The sequence below is a fragment of the Sphingomonas suaedae genome (genome assembly GCF_007833215.1).
In the GTDB taxonomy this organism is placed as follows: domain Bacteria; phylum Pseudomonadota; class Alphaproteobacteria; order Sphingomonadales; family Sphingomonadaceae; genus Sphingomonas; species Sphingomonas suaedae.
In genome coordinates this window covers 167,680-182,404 of sequence record NZ_CP042239.1, presented here as the reverse complement: position 1 = coordinate 182,404, position 14,725 = coordinate 167,680, and the positions used below count along the sequence as shown (strand labels likewise).

Below are 14,725 nucleotides of genomic sequence, written 5' to 3'. Positions count from 1 at the left end.
TTCAGCTTTCGGGGAGAACGGGAGGGACCGGATCGGTCATCGCGGTACGGGCAGGCGGCACCGACTGGCGCGCGCGGGAGAGACCGGCACCGGTCAGCGGGGCGAGATCGACAGGCTTGGCCTCGGGCGCGTTCACCGGCACCATCGGCGTGGTGCAGACCGCCGCGACATAGCGATCGTCGCCCGGCGGCAGCGTCCCGCGCGCGGCGAACTTGTCATAGGCGAGATCGCGGACATTGTAGGCGCCGGCAAGGCCGAGCCCGCCCTTGGCGTCGATCGTCATCATGTCGTGCATACACATCTTGCCCGGCTCGACGCACAGATTGACGATGCGCTCGAACAGGTTCGGCTCGACCTGGGCGAAGCGGCGCACCGGCTCCTTCTCGCTCGGCTGTTCGAGCTTGAGATAGGTGGCGCGGTCGAGCGGCTTTCCGCTGCCACGCGCTTCGCCGACCCAGCGGTCGAACGCGGCGGGTTCCAGGCTCTTCACGCCGAAGCGCATATTGGAGAAGCCAGCGCCCGAATAATTGGCGGAAAAGCCGACAAACTCGCCGGTCTGGTCGAACACGCCGTGCAGCTTGGTCTCCATGCCCGGCATCGCATAAATCTGCCCGGCGAGCGCGGGGACGTAGAAGCTGTTCATCACCGAGGAGGAGGCGATGCGGAAGCGGATCGGGCGATTGACCGGCACCGCCAGTTCGTTGACGCTGGCGATGCCCTGTTCGGGGTAGATGAACAGCCATTTCCAGTCGAGCGCGACGACATGGACCTCCAGAGGCTTCACATCGGCGGCGACCGGCTGGCCCGGCGCGGTGCGCGCGAGCGGGCGATAGGGGTCGAGCAGATGCGTGCCGACCCAGGTCAGGGCGCCAAGGCAGATGATGATGAGCAACGGCGCGGCCCAGATCACCAGCTCGAGCTGGGTCGAGTGATCCCAGTCAGGCTTGTAGGTCGCTTCCTTGTTCGACGCGCGATAGCGCCAGGCGAAGAACACCGTCAGCGCCATCACCGGAAGGATGATGAGCAACATCAGCCCGGTCGAGACGAGGATGAGGTTACCCTGCTGCCGCGCGACATCGCCCGCCGGATCGAGCACCACCATCCCGCATCCACCGAGCAGCGGGAGCAGGGTGAGCGCGGTCAGCGCACGTGCAACAACAGGGAATCGGGCGGAAGTCTGGGCCATGGGTCGCGGCCTAGGGCCCCCGCCCTGCGCCGGACATAGGACATTTTGTCCAATCCCTTGATGCCCATCAATGCCGCACTGCGTTCTTATGCCGGGAAGGCCATGCCTTACCCTGCCCACTGAGTCGCGCCGCCTTGGCGCCCTGTCCGCGGGAAGACTGGAATGAATGCCGATACCGTCCCCACGACCGAAGCCGAACGCGACGCCCGCGCGGTCAATGCCGACGGGCCGGGCGACGGGCATCGCGTCGATCCGGGCGAGATCGCGATCGGGGTGATCGTCGGGCGCACGTCGGAATTCTTCGACTTCTTCGTCTATGCCATCGCCTCCGTGCTGGTGTTCCCGGCGCTGGTATTTCCGCACCTCGACCCGCTGCAGGGTACGCTCTGGTCGTTCGCGATCTTCGCACTCGCGTTCATGGCGCGGCCGGTCGGGACGCTGATCTTCACCGCGATCGACCGTGCCTATGGCCGGGGTGCGAAACTCACCATCGCGCTGTTCCTGCTCGGCGGATCGACCGCCGCCATCGCTTTCCTGCCCGGCTATGAATCGATCGGCATTTCCTCGGCGCTGCTGCTGGCCTTGTTCCGCATGGGCCAGGGCGTCGCGCTCGGCGGATCGTGGGACGGGCTCGCCTCGCTGCTCGCGCTCAATGCGCCCGAGGGGAAGCGCGGCTGGTATGCGATGATCCCGCAGCTGGGGGCGCCGCTCGGCCTGATCGTCGCCAGCCTGCTCTTCATGTTCCTGATCGCGGTGCTGCCCGCGCAGGACTTCCTCGCCTGGGGCTGGCGTTACCCCTTTTTCGTCGCGTTCGCGATCAACGTCGTGGCGCTGTTCGCGCGGCTCCGCATCGTGGTGACGCCCGATTATGCGCGCCTGTTCGAGAATCGCGAACTTCAACCCGCGCCGCTGCTCGAGACCGTCCGTTCCGAATGGCGGGTGATCCTGATCGGCGCCTTCGCTCCGCTGGCGAGCTTCGCGATGTTCCACATGGTTACCGTCTTCCCACTGTCGTGGGTGTTCCTGTTCACCGAGGAATCACCGGTTCGCTTCCTGTTGATCGAGGCGGTTGCGGCGGCACTGGGCGTCGGCGCGATCGTGGCGTCGGGCTATCTCGCCGACCGGGTCGGTCGCCGCACCGTTCTCGCCGCCACCGCCGCAGCGATCGCGGCGTTCAGCGGCTTCGCCCCGCAATTGCTGGAGATGGGCGAGACGGGCGAGGCCGCGTTCATGCTGCTCGGCTTCGTGCTGCTCGGCCTGTCCTTCGGCCAGTCCTCCGGCGCATTGTCGGCCAATTTCCACCAGCGCCACCGCTATACCGGCTCCGCGCTGACATCGGACCTGGCCTGGCTGTTCGGCGCCGGCTTCGCGCCGCTCGCAGCCTTGTGGCTGTCGGCGGAGTTCGGACTGCTCGCGGCGGGCGCCTATCTGCTGTCGGGCGCGGTCGGCACGCTCGTCGCCCTGTGGCTCAACCGCGAACTGGCACGAACGATCGACTGAACCGGAGAGCGCTTGACATCCGGCGCGAATGCGGGATTTCAGCGCGCCTCGCGGGTGTAGCTCAATAGTAGAGCAGGAGCTTCCCAAGCATTCTGCACAGCTGAGCAAGCTTTCTCATAGCTTCTCAAAATGCAAGTAAGTCAAAAACTTACGTGCATTTAACCTTCTCATCTGGCACATTCTTTCTCGCTCCTACGCCTCACATTGCGGAGACAAATCGGAGCCAGAACGTGCCAAATCTTCATCTGACGGACTTGTCGGTCAAGGCGCTCAAAGGCTCGGATAAGCACGCCACCTACTGGGACACGACGACGCCCGGTTTCGGCGTCCGGGTCGGCAAACGATCAAAAACATGGACCGTGATGCGCGGGCGCACCCGCGAGCGCATCTCGACCGGCAAGTATGGCGACATGTCGCTCGCGGACGCGAGCAGAAGCGAAGCGGCTCCTTGCCGCCCCCACAAGCGATCCGAAGCCAGTGAGCAAAACCGTTAAGGACGCCCGCGACGAGTTCCTCACCAATCACTACGACCCCGCCTCAACGAACAGCTGGGCGCACAAGGTCGAACTCATCCTCAAGAAGCACTTGGGGAGAATCGAGCACAAGCAGGTCGCGGAGATTACTGACGGCGACATCCGTCGCGTGCTCGACAAACTCGCGTCGACGCCGAGCATGCAGCTTCACGTCTATCGGGTGGAGCGGACCTTCTTCACGTGGTGCACCCGCTCCCCGCACCGCCACATTCCTTCGCTCAGCTAGGCAAGTGAAGCTCTCTGAGGCTACTCGAATTTTTGAGGCGTGAGCCTTGCCCGGCGCGGCTTTCATTAGATGATCTACTTTTTACTAGGCTCAATACGATAGCCTATAGTTAATCTAAAAGTCGGAGCAAACGATGATCCATATTGCCTTTCATAATAATCTGCTGAGCTTGATTTCAGATAGTACCTAGAACGGCCAATGGGATTATTGACATGAAATGTCATTGACAATCTATCTGAGATGTTTCGCGTCCAAGTAATATATCCTGACGTAAATGCATCGGCCCTAGATTGAAGATCTCCCTGGGGACCCACAAGAGACATGCCTAACGATATTTGATCAAATCCAGCGCGATTTGAATCTTTGTCAGCGTATTCAATCTGTATATTGGAGCCATATGTGAAAATTGCATTACGTCTTACGAGCGCATTTAAATCAAAGCGTTCCCGAGATTCACTTGCTGCATCGATGGTTACGGTATATTTCAGTTTCTTCGAGATGGGTCCGCGGAGCGAAACTTCCCCGCCATAGCGCTGTTGCGTGCCGGCGTTTACACGACGAGAAAGTATAATACCATCGGCGCCTAGCGTTGAAATGTCAGACCAGACGCCGCTACCCTGCCTACTATATCCCGTCACATCGATAATCTGCCGCCCTGCCGTTAGGGAAGCCTTCAATTCGTAGGCGCTGGTGATCACCGGTTCGAGATCGGGATTCCCAATCCGACCTGTGACTGAGCTAGAAAGTTGAATGGCGGGGCTGAGGTAGTTGTATTCCGGCCAATCGACTCGGCGCGTGTAGCTTCCACGAACCGAAATTTTCGAACCGATCTCCCGCTCCACATGCAGACTCGGCGCAACAAAAACGCCATTAGCTCCGTTTTGCGGCGCGTGAAAATAGTAGGCGCGATGCTGAAGGCGCAATCCCAACAGCACCTTCCACTTCTTCAAGGTATGTTGGTACGTGAGGTAACCCGCAACATCTGACCAATCGGCAGCGACCTCAGATGTCACGGATCGGGCCGGGGCGGTAAAGGATTCCCCGAACGCAGCCGCTCCCATCGTCCCATGATTAAGGGACGCTTCAGCTCCCGCGGACAAGACTCCCTTTGATAGAACTGGACGCGTGTAATCCACTTTCGCGACGCCAGTTCTGTAACTGGCGCTCTGTGCGCGAAAAAAATCGCGTCCATCGATGAGGCGCCGGTCTTGGAAGATCGTTTCGGCGTCCAAAACATTCATGCCGTACGAGATCGACACGTTCAAGCTTTCGCCTGGTTCGCGGCCAGCCGCGCTATAGGTCAGGTCGAGTTGAGTACTGCGCGCGGTTCCAGCCCCGCTCGTGAACTGAACGAACGGGATAAAGGAATTTTGATTCGACGATATATCGGCACGGCCCGCACTGTTGTTTGCGGTATGAGATATAGTTGCTGCGAGAGTGAGACTCTTGCCAACTCCGAACTTCCGCTGAATGGATGATCGCGCACTTATCAGATCCTGATTGTAACGAGTCGTTTCAATCTCTGCTCGATCAACCGCCGGACCAGACACCCCATCGCGAGGCGTGCGTTCGAGACTACGGCTGGCCTTTTCGACCCCGTGACTAGCAACGAGCGATCCGGATATCGACCAGAGGCTATCGCCCCAAGTCGCAGACAGCCGAGCCCCATATCCTCCGAGCGAGCTCCCAGAGACGTTTGTAGCCCCCTTCAGCCCTCGACCAAAGGACTTCCGGGTAATGATATTGATAACTCCCGCCGTTCCTTCCGACGAAAATTGAGCAGAGGGATTGGTAATAATTTCGATGCGGGAAATCTGACTCGCCTGCAGTGTACGTATATATCCGATACCGCCTGGCGGCGGGCGCCCATCAACCAGCACCCGTACGTTATTGTCGCCGAGGAGTTGTAGGCGTCCTCCCGCATCAACGGATACGGAGGGTAACATCCTGAGAATTTCAATGACGGCCTTCGTCTGAGTACTAGGTGTATCTCTGATTTCGTACACATTACGATCAATAAGTACCTGATCCCCACTAGTTGCAACGATTACAACCTCGCTATCGTCGGGCCCGGGCGCACTCTGAGATGGCGCAGTCGACTGCGCGTTCGCCTCTGGCGTCGCGCCCAGCTGGCTCGCGAGAAGGAACCAACCAGCTACACTCATGGGCCCCAATTTGCCGTATGCACGCTGCGCCCCTTTGCGATCATATCCACCTTACCGAGCACCAAGCTCCGCAGCAACTGGCCAAACACCGCACCTCCTACGGGACCTCCAGCAAAATCTGGGCGGCGCGACACCAATCGGCAAGTCGCACATAACCTATAAGACCACAAATAATGGCTAAAAGCGTATGGAACAATCTACTTGACCGCCCCCGTTAGCCCTGTCACTTTTTACTTAATGTAGAGTGGGGGCCAAGTTTCGAGCTAGGGGGAATTCAGGTATGAACGCAAATTTTTCGCTCGGAAACGATGAGTTCCCCGCGCAGCAGATTGCGTCAATCCTAACTCCTGCCATCCAAGAGCTGTTCATATTACCGACCGAGCAGTGCAATTTTCGGTGCACATACTGCTACGAAGATTTTGCCATCGGTAAAATGTCTGAAACGACAATTAAATCGCTTGAGCGCTACATCGATCGTAGAGTCGAATCTCTCAAAGTACTCAAGATTGAATGGTTCGGCGGCGAACCGTTGGTCGCACGGGATGTGGTCCTTCGGCTTCTGCGCCATGCAAAAGCGCGGTGCGATGAACACGAGGTTTCGCTGATAAGCGGCATGACCACAAACGCGTTTCTTCTTTCGCCGGACTTGTTCACGGAGTTGGTTCATCTTGAGCAGCGTTCGTTTCAGATTACCCTGGACGGTTGGGGCGCGGGACACGATGTTGTGCGAAGACTGGCGAACGGTAAATCCACATTCGATCGTATTTGGCAAAACCTATTGGCCATGAGGGACGTTTCTGAGCAATTCAGTATCGTCCTTCGTATACATGTCCGCCGCGACAATCGCTCGTCGCTTGAGAAGTTAGTTGAGGAAATTGCTGACAATTTCGGTGACGACTCCAGGTTTTCGCTAGATTTCGAGCATCTTAGGGATTTGGGGGGTGAAGGGGGCCAAACGGTCCTGAATCCGGTTTCGATGAAGGAGCTTAAGGAGATTGAGTCCGATTTGCGTCGCAGAGCGGCTAATCGAGGCGAATTCGATTGCGCCTCAGCGAATGGCGAGAGCCCTTCAGGCAGTACAGCGCCCGCGCCGCGTTACATTTGCTACGCGGCAAAGCCCAACTCTCTCTTAATCCGTGCAGATGGCAGAATCGGTAAATGTACCGTAGCATTGAATGATGATCGCAACACCATCGGACGAGTGAATCCCGACGGCAGCCTGTCCATTGACAACAGCAAGCTCCAACCTTGGGTTCGCGGGGTGGGAACCCTGGAACCGAGGGACTTGGCTTGCCCGCTCTCCGATATGACTCAGGCTCTAGTCAATCAGCGCTCTGCTGAGTCAGTCGCGTAGTTGATTCAAAATGCAGTGGCATGACAGCGGAGATAGACATGCAGCAACTGATGCGCCTTGATGAACTCGGCCGATACATCATTGAAGACGAAACGATTCTCGAAAACGTATCCATCAGCGCAGGCGTGACGGCGGGCGGGACTACCAACATGACGTGTCATGGCACCAACGGGTCCTGCTCTAATACGCTTTCTTGTACCACCTCGACTAATCAAGCTTGCAGCAACTTAGGCGCATGTGGCGGTGCAACGAACGGCCAATGCCGGGACGGCGGTGGCGGCCCTCATGAAAACTAATTTAAAAGAGACATGACACGAAAGGTGAAGCATGATGCAACCGGATTGCGATCCCGCTCAGAAGATACAGTTGGATCCTCTGGGGCGAATGACCCTTTCCGATAGCGATCTTGAGCGTGTTCGGGAGTTTGAGACGGCTATCGCAGGTGGCGCGAACTCGCTTTCGTGCGCGGGTACGACTAACCATCAGTGCACTAATACATTCTCATGTGGGGGTTCAACAAATCTCACTACATGCACCAATTCTTTCGACTGCACAGGAACGAAAAATCGCACCTGTGGCGGCGGTGGGGGCCCTCACGAGAATTAGCTCTTGCGCGACGTCTTTGAAGGTTGAGATAGGAGTTGAAGCATGCATTTTGAGATATGCCTCGATGGCGATGGTCGCGTAATTCTGACTGATGCAGACATTGAGGATGTATCAAGATATGACATTATGCTGAGCGGCGGCGCGAACATGGTGTGTGATAATTCTACTAATTCGACGGCGTGCGTTAATGCGTCGTGTGCTTTCACAATAAATACCGCATGCGCCAATAGCACCATTTGTGCGGGATCTACGAACTTTCGGACCTGCACCGGTGGCGGTGGTGGCGGTGGTGGACACGAAGTGTAACGACGGATGGTTCGCTTAAAGCGAGTTGGCAGTACAATTGCCAATATCCCCTGGGCGCTTGCTGCTGTTCGTCGTCGTCCCCTGGTGGAACCCCAGAGCGAACTTGCCGACTGCGGGTATGTCGCAATATCTGCAGTGCTCGCGCGTTTTGGACGCCCAACGACGCTGGTAGAGATAAAGAATCGCCTTGGTACTACATCGCGTGGCCTTGATCTCAGGCAGGTTCGAGACGGTATTCGGAGCTTTGGCTACGCGGCTGATGTGATATTCTTTGATACCGCCCGCCCGGAAAGCTATCCAACACCTGGAGCTCTTCTTTTAAAGCAGGGTCATTATGTCGTTCTTGAGAGCAGACGTGGTAGTCGGTTCAACGTCTATGATCCTCAGACAGGATGGTCATTTAGGACTCACGCGTCTCTGAAAAGGCTTAGTCACGGATTCGGAATACTCGTCGATGCATCCGCGCCATCAAAAGTCAGCGCGAACTGTCGAACCCAACACGCCCCCCGACTCGGGGCGCACTGGAAAATGAGCAGTGCGAGCGTTTCCCGACTGCTAACGCTTTTTGGCGTCTCTCAAATCATGGCCCTCGCATTGCCGCTTATTTCGATGCAATTGATCGATAACTCTGCGAGCCTAGGAGCGGCGTCTTTCGGCTACAAGGTCCTTATTGGATATGCAGTGATCACGATCGCCAGCCTCTTCGCTACCTTCTTCGCGGAGGTGACGGATTGGAAAGCGCGCAAAACCCTCCTAGGTCTTGGAACTCGTCACGCCGCCGCAGCGATTATTGCTAAGCCGGCGCCGTGGTTCGAAAATAATTCGAGCACCGCGATTGCTGGTAAGGTACGCGCGATGAATTCATATCTAATCAACCAAGTTGAAGCATATCGCAGCTTCGGCACAGCGATTGTTTCATTCGTTGCGGGAGTTCTGGTCCTCACTCTTACATCGCCGTGGCTAGCGGTACCTAGCCTATGTTCGTTAGCGGTGATCAGCCTATTCGGCCTACTGTTTTCAGATCTTCAACGTGCAAACCTTGCGACTGTCGTCGAAACTAGCCAGCGTCGTGAAAACTTTCTAATGGAAACGCTCGCTCAAATTCCAACAATTCGCCGGTCAGCCTCGCCTGCGCGAGCCAAGGCCCGCTTTGTAGCATTGAGCAAGAGCGCCACATTGGCCGAGGGCAAAGGTCAAGTTATTCGTGGCTGGAAGGCCGCCACTACCAACTTACTCAAATCCGCAGAGACTTTGATCTTCGTATCTTGGGCCGCAGCGTTAATGGGGGAGGGTAGGTACACGATAGGCGCCTTTGTAGCGCTCGGCGTCTATAAAGATCTTTTCACTAGTTCCGTTGGGAGCCTAATACACTTAAAGTTTCAACAACGTGAAGCGCGGACACATGTCTTGCGCTGTCTGGACCTTATTCCACATGCTCCGAGCGACCCTCCGGCGACAGTGTCTGTGGACAAGGGTTTCATTTCTCTCAATTCAGTTTCATTTTCATACGGTAGCCTCGATCGTGTAATCTTAGATAGGATTTCTCTTGATGCGGAGCCCGGTCAGTGCGTTTTAATTCGCGGTGCGTCGGGAAGTGGCAAGTCTACCCTAGCCAAGATACTAGTTGGTCTACACCGCCCAAACTCTGGAGTGATAACAGTTGATGGGCAGCCATTTACGGGATCAGCGATTGGAATGGATGCCGTGTTGCAGAGCGATCGACTTATTTCAGGCTCCATTCGCGATAATATAGTTTTTTATAGAAATAATTTGAGTGATGAGGACATTGGTGAGGCGCTACAATTAGTTGAGCTGCAGGAGTTTGTAAAAAGTTTGCCGATGGGTATTCTCACCCCGGTCTCAGAGAAAACTGTCGGCATGTCGGGGGGGCAGAGACAGAGAATCCTGCTAGCCCGGGCAATCATTGGTGATCCCAAAATACTTGTTTTGGATGAAGCGACGGCGAGTTTAAGTGTCGATATGGAAGATAGGATTTTGAACCGTATCAAGCGCGCCTCTCGTACGCTCGTTGTTATCTCGCATCGACCTGAGGTGTGGAAGCACGCGGATCGCACGTACGTTATGCGGGAGGACGGATCGATTGAAAGCCAGAGCATCACACCAAATCCCGGAGTGTCTGAATTCGATACCGACACTGCAGACGTGGCGTGCGCTCCCGGAAAGTGATAGATCGATACATGGAGGACGTGATGGCTTTCCCCGAGCAAGCCTACAGTGACATGCAGGATGCTGCTGACGCGTATCGCAGGCGTTTAGCAGCTGCAAATGAAAGGTTGGCTCGCGTCCCGGACGCGCCAGAAGCATTGCGGGACGATCTAGAGAAGGAAATTCTCGACGAAATGTATAGCGCTCGTACGCAATTTGAAAAAGTAGTGAAAGAGGTTGGATCGCGATACTTTAAAACATCTCACTAGGATTCGTCCGGCCGGAAAAACGAGTGACCCGAACCCACCTCGCGCGGGTTATCGCTTTTGAGTCAGTGCGAACTGCGGCTGTTTGCAATCTGTGCCAGAAATTGTTTGAAGCTCCCGGCTGTCTTTGGCGCGATCACTTGAGCGAGGCAGGAAGTTCGAAAGTAAGTGGTAGTGGTTCGAGGTTCAGCCCGATACGGAGCACCATGCGAACAAATCCGCTCTTCGAGGAGGCGGTCGAAAGGAAATAGCAGCGCAAACCCTAGCTGCTTTCTCTGCGCAACAAGGTTCGACATCACCATTGAGACCGCTTCGCGCGTTTTCTCTCCGTTCCCCATTTCAGCCTTGTGCAAAGCCATTCTTCCGAGTTCGACCTTTTTGAGTACGGTCAGCGTTTCTCCCTCAGCAGATGGGGCTTCGATCAGGTCATCTGGTCACGCCGCTCCGCGAGGAGCTTGGCTTTCCGCCTCTCGAACAACTCCGGTTCGACGGTCCCATCCAAGAAGGCGTCGGTCAGGCGTAGCAGTAGATCGTTGCAGCGCCCGAGCGCACGCTTGGCCTGCGCGACCGCAGCAGCACGTTCCGCACGATCTCCTTTGCGGGAATGCTCATATAAGTCCCTCAAGTCCCCAATCTCCCCGTCGTCCAAGGTCAGCAACGAGAGAAGGGTTCGAAGTTCGGCCTGTATCTGGAGCTCGCCAAGCGATGTGCCGCGACACGGGACGGAATGGCAGCGGGAGTAGACGTGGCCCTTTTGCCGCTCACCGATCAGGGACCGCCCCGCATCCCGCACATTTGATGAGGCGTGAAAAGGCGAAATCATGCTGCGTTGTCGCGGCATATTTGCGCCCTGAGCACCACCGCCTCATGTGGCTTGCAGATATCCAAGGCGTGAGTCTCAACATGCTGTGCGTAAGTCTGCTTAGCCGCGCGACAGCTGGAAGCCGGATTAGCAACGAGCGTTCGGTTACGAGGCTACGAGCTGCGAATGAATGATCCTGCCCCCAGCCAAAGCTGGGGGCTTTAATTTTCATGATAGCTATGCAGCATCCAAAAATGCCTTGCTAACGGGCGCGCGCCGATAGATAGAAACTTCGGGGTTTCGGAGCCAGAAAAGAGCCAAATCGGACCCGAAGGGCAGCTAAGGCACTGAGATTGCGGGTGTAGCTCAATGGTAGAGCAGGAGCTTCCCAAGCTCACGACGAGGGTTCGATTCCCTTCACCCGCTCCAGTCCCTCTCCCCTCAACTGGCGTCGCGCTTCTCCAGTGCAGCGAGGCGGTCCGCATAGCTTTCCGCAAGACAGGGGTCAGGATCCGGCATCAGCACGCAGCGGCCCTGGCGTTCGAGCCAGCGCAGATGTTCGTCGGTGAGGGCCTGGCGCGCCCAGCCGCTGTGACGCGCGGCGGTGCGTTCGAATTGCGCCGTGACCTGCCGTTCCGCCGCCGCCAGCTGCGGGCGTTCGCACAGGCGTTTCTCGATCCAGCCGGATAGCGACGCGCATGGCCCGGAGCCGGCGTCGTTGGCGGTTTCCTCCATGGATGCCGGGTCGCTATCCACGTCCTTCATGGACCGCGCATCGACGATGAAGGCGGCGTTCCACAAATCGGTTTCCGTCCGCTGGTCTTGTCGCGAGAAACTTGCCGCGCCGCCAATCGCCCCGCCCAGGGCGAGCAGCGGCAGCAGGATTGCGACCAGCGCCGCCGTGCGCGATCCGGGCCGGGACCCGGCCGTGCCGGCAAGGCCCGGTCGCGACTGCCATAGCGGCACTGCATTCGCCCGCCGTGATTGTGCGATCGTGCCGGGCCAGGGCACCCCGGGGACGCCCGAACCGTGAAGCGGCACCGGGCGACGGGCGCGTGCCTGTGCGCTGGCGCGACGGGCACGCCTCTGCTCCCGCTCGCGATGCACCTGTGCTGCGGACTGCAACCGCGCCTCATGCGCGCAAAAGCCGCACCCCGACCCGAAATGCGCATGTTCCAGCGGCTTTGCCTCGCACGGGATCAGCATCCCGACCAGCCCGTCGAGATGGTCGCGCCATTCCGCAGCGGTCGGACGATCGTCGGTCGTGGTAAAGGCGCGATCAAACAACATTCGGGTCGACCGGCGAAAGGTCTTGTGAATGCTCGCCGCGCCGGGACGTGCGCCGTCGATCTTTGTGAGGCCGTAGCCATACAGGCCCGCCAGGACCCGGCTTTGCAGATCGCTGGCCTGCCCGGCATCGCCGCTGCCCGCAAACGGGTGCATTCCGTTGTTCAGCAGTTGAAAGATGATGACCGCCAGGCCGAACAGGTCCTGCGGCTCGCCCAGTTCGGCCGGTTGTCGCCGCCAGCTTTCCGGGGCGATATATTCGTCGCTGACCTGATCGGCGGGCAGGCGGCGATTGCGGCCCGCGATGCTGAACCCGTCGGCATCGACGACCGCCATCCAGCTGAGCGCGGGATAGAAGCGCAGATTGGCGGGCTTCATGTCGATCATGTGATGCCCCGCGCCATGCAGTTGCGCGAATACCGATGCGAGATTGCGGGCGACCAGGACCCGATAGCCATAATAGTCGGACAGCTTCTCCGCACGGCGGCTGGACCGCTGGAGCAGGTTCACCAGGCTGGTGGAGCGCGAAAAGTCGATCTCCGGCATCAGGAAACCGACGAACTTGCCCTGTCCGTCATAGAGTTTCCCCTGTGGCCAGGCGATCTGCGGATAGGCGACCCCCTCATGCTCCACCGGGGGCAGCTTGGGAGGTCGCGCGAGCATCGCGTCGATCTTGCGCTCCAGCGCGTCGAGACCCTTGCCCGGGTGATAGAGTTTGGCGGCGACGCCCTTTTGTCCGCGTACCGTATGGACCGCGCCTGCGGCGCCCTCGCCCAGCCTCTCCCCCAGCCGGATGCGGGCCGCGCCGGGCTCGCGCCCGATGAAGTAGGCCACCCCGCTCATCCCGCGCGCATACTGGCCCAGACCAGCGTCTTGTCGTCGGTGGTGCGGCTGCGAACCGCCGGGCTGTCGAGCGTCGCGTGCAGCGCGCGCTCGCCATCTTCGACGCTGGCATCCGCCAGGAACCGCGCGATCGGCTCGAAAAAGGGCCGATGCGGTTCGCTCGCGCCGCCGCGCTGCTGGAGCGCGATGTCGGTGACGCCATCGGTCATCACGAATATGGTTTCGAACCCCGGCTCAATCCGCGCAAAGCGCAGACGGGAGCGCCAATCGGGCTCGGTGAAGAAATAGGTGGTGTCGGCATATTCGCCGTTTGCCGGAGCCGACAGCCGCCAGCGCCAGTCATCGGCGAGCGCGAGCGCGGCGCCGTCGCCGATATGAAAGGACAATCCCCCCTGCCCCGGCACCAGCGCGACCCCGACCAGCGTCGCGTGAAAATGGTTGATCCCCACGCCGCTATCCTGCGCGGCCATGGCGAGATGCATCCGCGCGTCGATCACCGCGTCGCGTACCGCCCGGCACGCGGCCGCCAGCTGTCCGAACGGGCTGCGGCACATCATTCCCCAGTCCAGCGCGGGTTCGAGATGCGCGATCACGCGCTCGCAAATCGTCGCCGCGCCCTCGCCACCGTAAAGCGCCGACCCCGCCCCGTCGGACACCACCGCGATCAGCGCGCCGTTGGGGGTGGTCTTGACCCGATGGCTGTCCTGACACGGCTGACCCGCTGCGGCATGGCTGGGCCCGGCAACTGACGTTCCGACAAAGCGCCAGTGCGGTTTCATAGGACCCGCTCAGCTCCGTCCCGGGACCACCGCCCAATCGGACGGGGGCGCCATCTGGATCGCATCTGACGGCGCCGCCTGCGATCCCACCCGCGCGCTGCGGCTGAGCCAGAGGAAAAATTCGCGAAAGGCGAGGCCCTTGAGCCGCAACGGCTGGCGCGTCGAGAAGCGTGCGAGCTTGTCCAGACCGGCATCTCCGACGCCGACACCGAACACACTGACCCGCCCTGCCTCTTCGGCGGCACGGCATTCGGCGGCGGCGCGTTCCCAGCCCAGGTCCGTCGGCTCGCCATCGGTCAGGATGAACAGCCAGGGCCGGTTATAGGGGATGCCGTTGTCGCGATACCGTTCCTTCTCCGCCTCGATCTCCTCAAGCGCGCGATGCACGCCGAGGCCGAGCGGGGTGGTGCCGTTCGCCTCGATCTCCGGCGCTTCGAAATCGATCGCATCGACCCAGTCGGTCACGACCTGAACATCGTTGGGGGCGCCGATCCGCAGCACGAGGATGCGGACGCGCTGCCGCGCGACATCATCGGCCTTCAGATCGGATTCGAGCAGCCGGAGCCCCTCGTTCAGCGCATCGATCGCGCCACCCTCCGCCATCGACGACGAGCCGTCCAGGATCACGACGCAGGGCAATCGCTGGCTGGTATTGTCCGCCAGTGCGACGTCGGGGATCAGGGTCACTCGGTCCTCCGCGTTGGGC

12 protein-coding genes, 1 tRNA gene and 1 pseudogene are annotated in these 14,725 nt (G+C 59.0%); 9 read left to right on the top strand and 5 right to left on the bottom strand.

Annotated elements, in window-relative coordinates:
• Nucleotide 1: 1 nt before the first annotated feature.
• Nucleotides 2–1,186: a ubiquinol oxidase subunit II gene (gene cyoA / locus FPZ54_RS00820; protein WP_145844273.1), complete on the bottom strand. Its 1,185-nt coding sequence runs from the start codon at nucleotides 1,184–1,186 to the stop codon at nucleotides 2–4.
• Between the two features lie 162 nt (nucleotides 1,187–1,348).
• Between cyoA and FPZ54_RS00815 the strand changes: the two genes are divergently transcribed.
• The 3 genes from FPZ54_RS00815 to FPZ54_RS00805 all read left to right on the top strand — a co-directional run bounded on the left by FPZ54_RS00815 (nucleotide 1,349) and on the right by FPZ54_RS00805 (nucleotide 3,445).
• Nucleotides 1,349–2,686 (top strand): MFS transporter, encoded by a 1,338-nt coding sequence (locus FPZ54_RS00815; RefSeq protein WP_145844271.1) that lies wholly within the window; start codon nucleotides 1,349–1,351, stop codon nucleotides 2,684–2,686.
• Between the two features lie 230 nt (nucleotides 2,687–2,916).
• Nucleotides 2,917–3,180, top strand: coding sequence for an Arm DNA-binding domain-containing protein (locus tag FPZ54_RS00810; RefSeq protein ID WP_186456858.1), 264 nt, complete (start codon nucleotides 2,917–2,919; stop codon nucleotides 3,178–3,180).
• Nucleotides 3,164–3,445, top strand: coding sequence for a hypothetical protein (locus FPZ54_RS00805; RefSeq protein WP_145844268.1), 282 nt, complete (start codon nucleotides 3,164–3,166; stop codon nucleotides 3,443–3,445). The genes FPZ54_RS00810 and FPZ54_RS00805 overlap by 17 nt, the downstream gene beginning before the upstream one ends.
• A 74-nt stretch (nucleotides 3,446–3,519) precedes the next feature.
• On the opposite strand, the gene FPZ54_RS00800 is transcribed toward FPZ54_RS00805, so the two are convergent.
• On the bottom strand, nucleotides 3,520–5,610 hold the full coding sequence (locus tag FPZ54_RS00800) for a TonB-dependent receptor (protein ID WP_145844266.1): 2,091 nt from the start codon (nucleotides 5,608–5,610) through the stop codon (nucleotides 3,520–3,522).
• 280 nt (nucleotides 5,611–5,890) lie between these two features.
• Between FPZ54_RS00800 and FPZ54_RS00795 the strand changes: the two genes are divergently transcribed.
• From FPZ54_RS00795 to FPZ54_RS00775, 6 genes and pseudogenes are all read left to right on the top strand, one after another.
• Entirely contained in the window at nucleotides 5,891–6,964 is a 1,074-nt protein-coding gene (locus tag FPZ54_RS00795; protein WP_145844263.1) for a radical SAM protein, read from the top strand.
• Between the two features lie 38 nt (nucleotides 6,965–7,002).
• Nucleotides 7,003–7,260, top strand: coding sequence for a hypothetical protein (locus FPZ54_RS00790; protein ID WP_145844261.1), 258 nt, complete (start codon nucleotides 7,003–7,005; stop codon nucleotides 7,258–7,260).
• A gap of 622 nt (nucleotides 7,261–7,882) precedes the next feature.
• A pseudogene (locus tag FPZ54_RS20420) lies at nucleotides 7,883–8,293 on the top strand (cysteine peptidase family C39 domain-containing protein); the annotation flags it as partial.
• A 165-nt stretch (nucleotides 8,294–8,458) separates the two neighbouring features.
• Entirely contained in the window at nucleotides 8,459–10,063 is a 1,605-nt protein-coding gene (locus FPZ54_RS00785; RefSeq protein WP_239019662.1) for an ATP-binding cassette domain-containing protein, read from the top strand.
• 23 nt (nucleotides 10,064–10,086) lie between these two features.
• The gene (locus tag FPZ54_RS00780; RefSeq protein WP_145844257.1) at nucleotides 10,087–10,311 is read left to right on the top strand and encodes a hypothetical protein; all 225 of its coding nucleotides are present in this window, start codon (nucleotides 10,087–10,089) and stop codon (nucleotides 10,309–10,311) included.
• Between the two features lie 1,154 nt (nucleotides 10,312–11,465).
• Nucleotides 11,466–11,539, top strand: a tRNA-Gly gene (locus FPZ54_RS00775).
• A gap of 12 nt (nucleotides 11,540–11,551) precedes the next feature.
• On the opposite strand, the gene FPZ54_RS00770 is transcribed toward FPZ54_RS00775, so the two are convergent.
• From FPZ54_RS00770 to FPZ54_RS00760, 3 genes are read right to left on the bottom strand one after another with little or no spacing between them, the layout of a single operon-like run.
• A complete protein-coding gene (locus FPZ54_RS00770; RefSeq protein WP_145844255.1) occupies nucleotides 11,552–13,231 on the bottom strand; it encodes a hypothetical protein in 1,680 nt (559 codons plus the stop codon).
• A gap of 5 nt (nucleotides 13,232–13,236) precedes the next feature.
• Nucleotides 13,237–14,019 carry a PP2C family serine/threonine-protein phosphatase gene (locus tag FPZ54_RS00765; RefSeq protein WP_145844253.1) on the bottom strand — a complete coding sequence of 261 codons (783 nt, stop codon included), beginning with the start codon at nucleotides 14,017–14,019 and terminating at the stop codon, nucleotides 13,237–13,239.
• Between the two features lie 9 nt (nucleotides 14,020–14,028).
• On the bottom strand, nucleotides 14,029–14,706 hold the full coding sequence (locus tag FPZ54_RS00760) for a vWA domain-containing protein (protein ID WP_222428336.1): 678 nt from the start codon (nucleotides 14,704–14,706) through the stop codon (nucleotides 14,029–14,031).
• Nucleotides 14,707–14,725 lie beyond the last annotated feature (19 nt).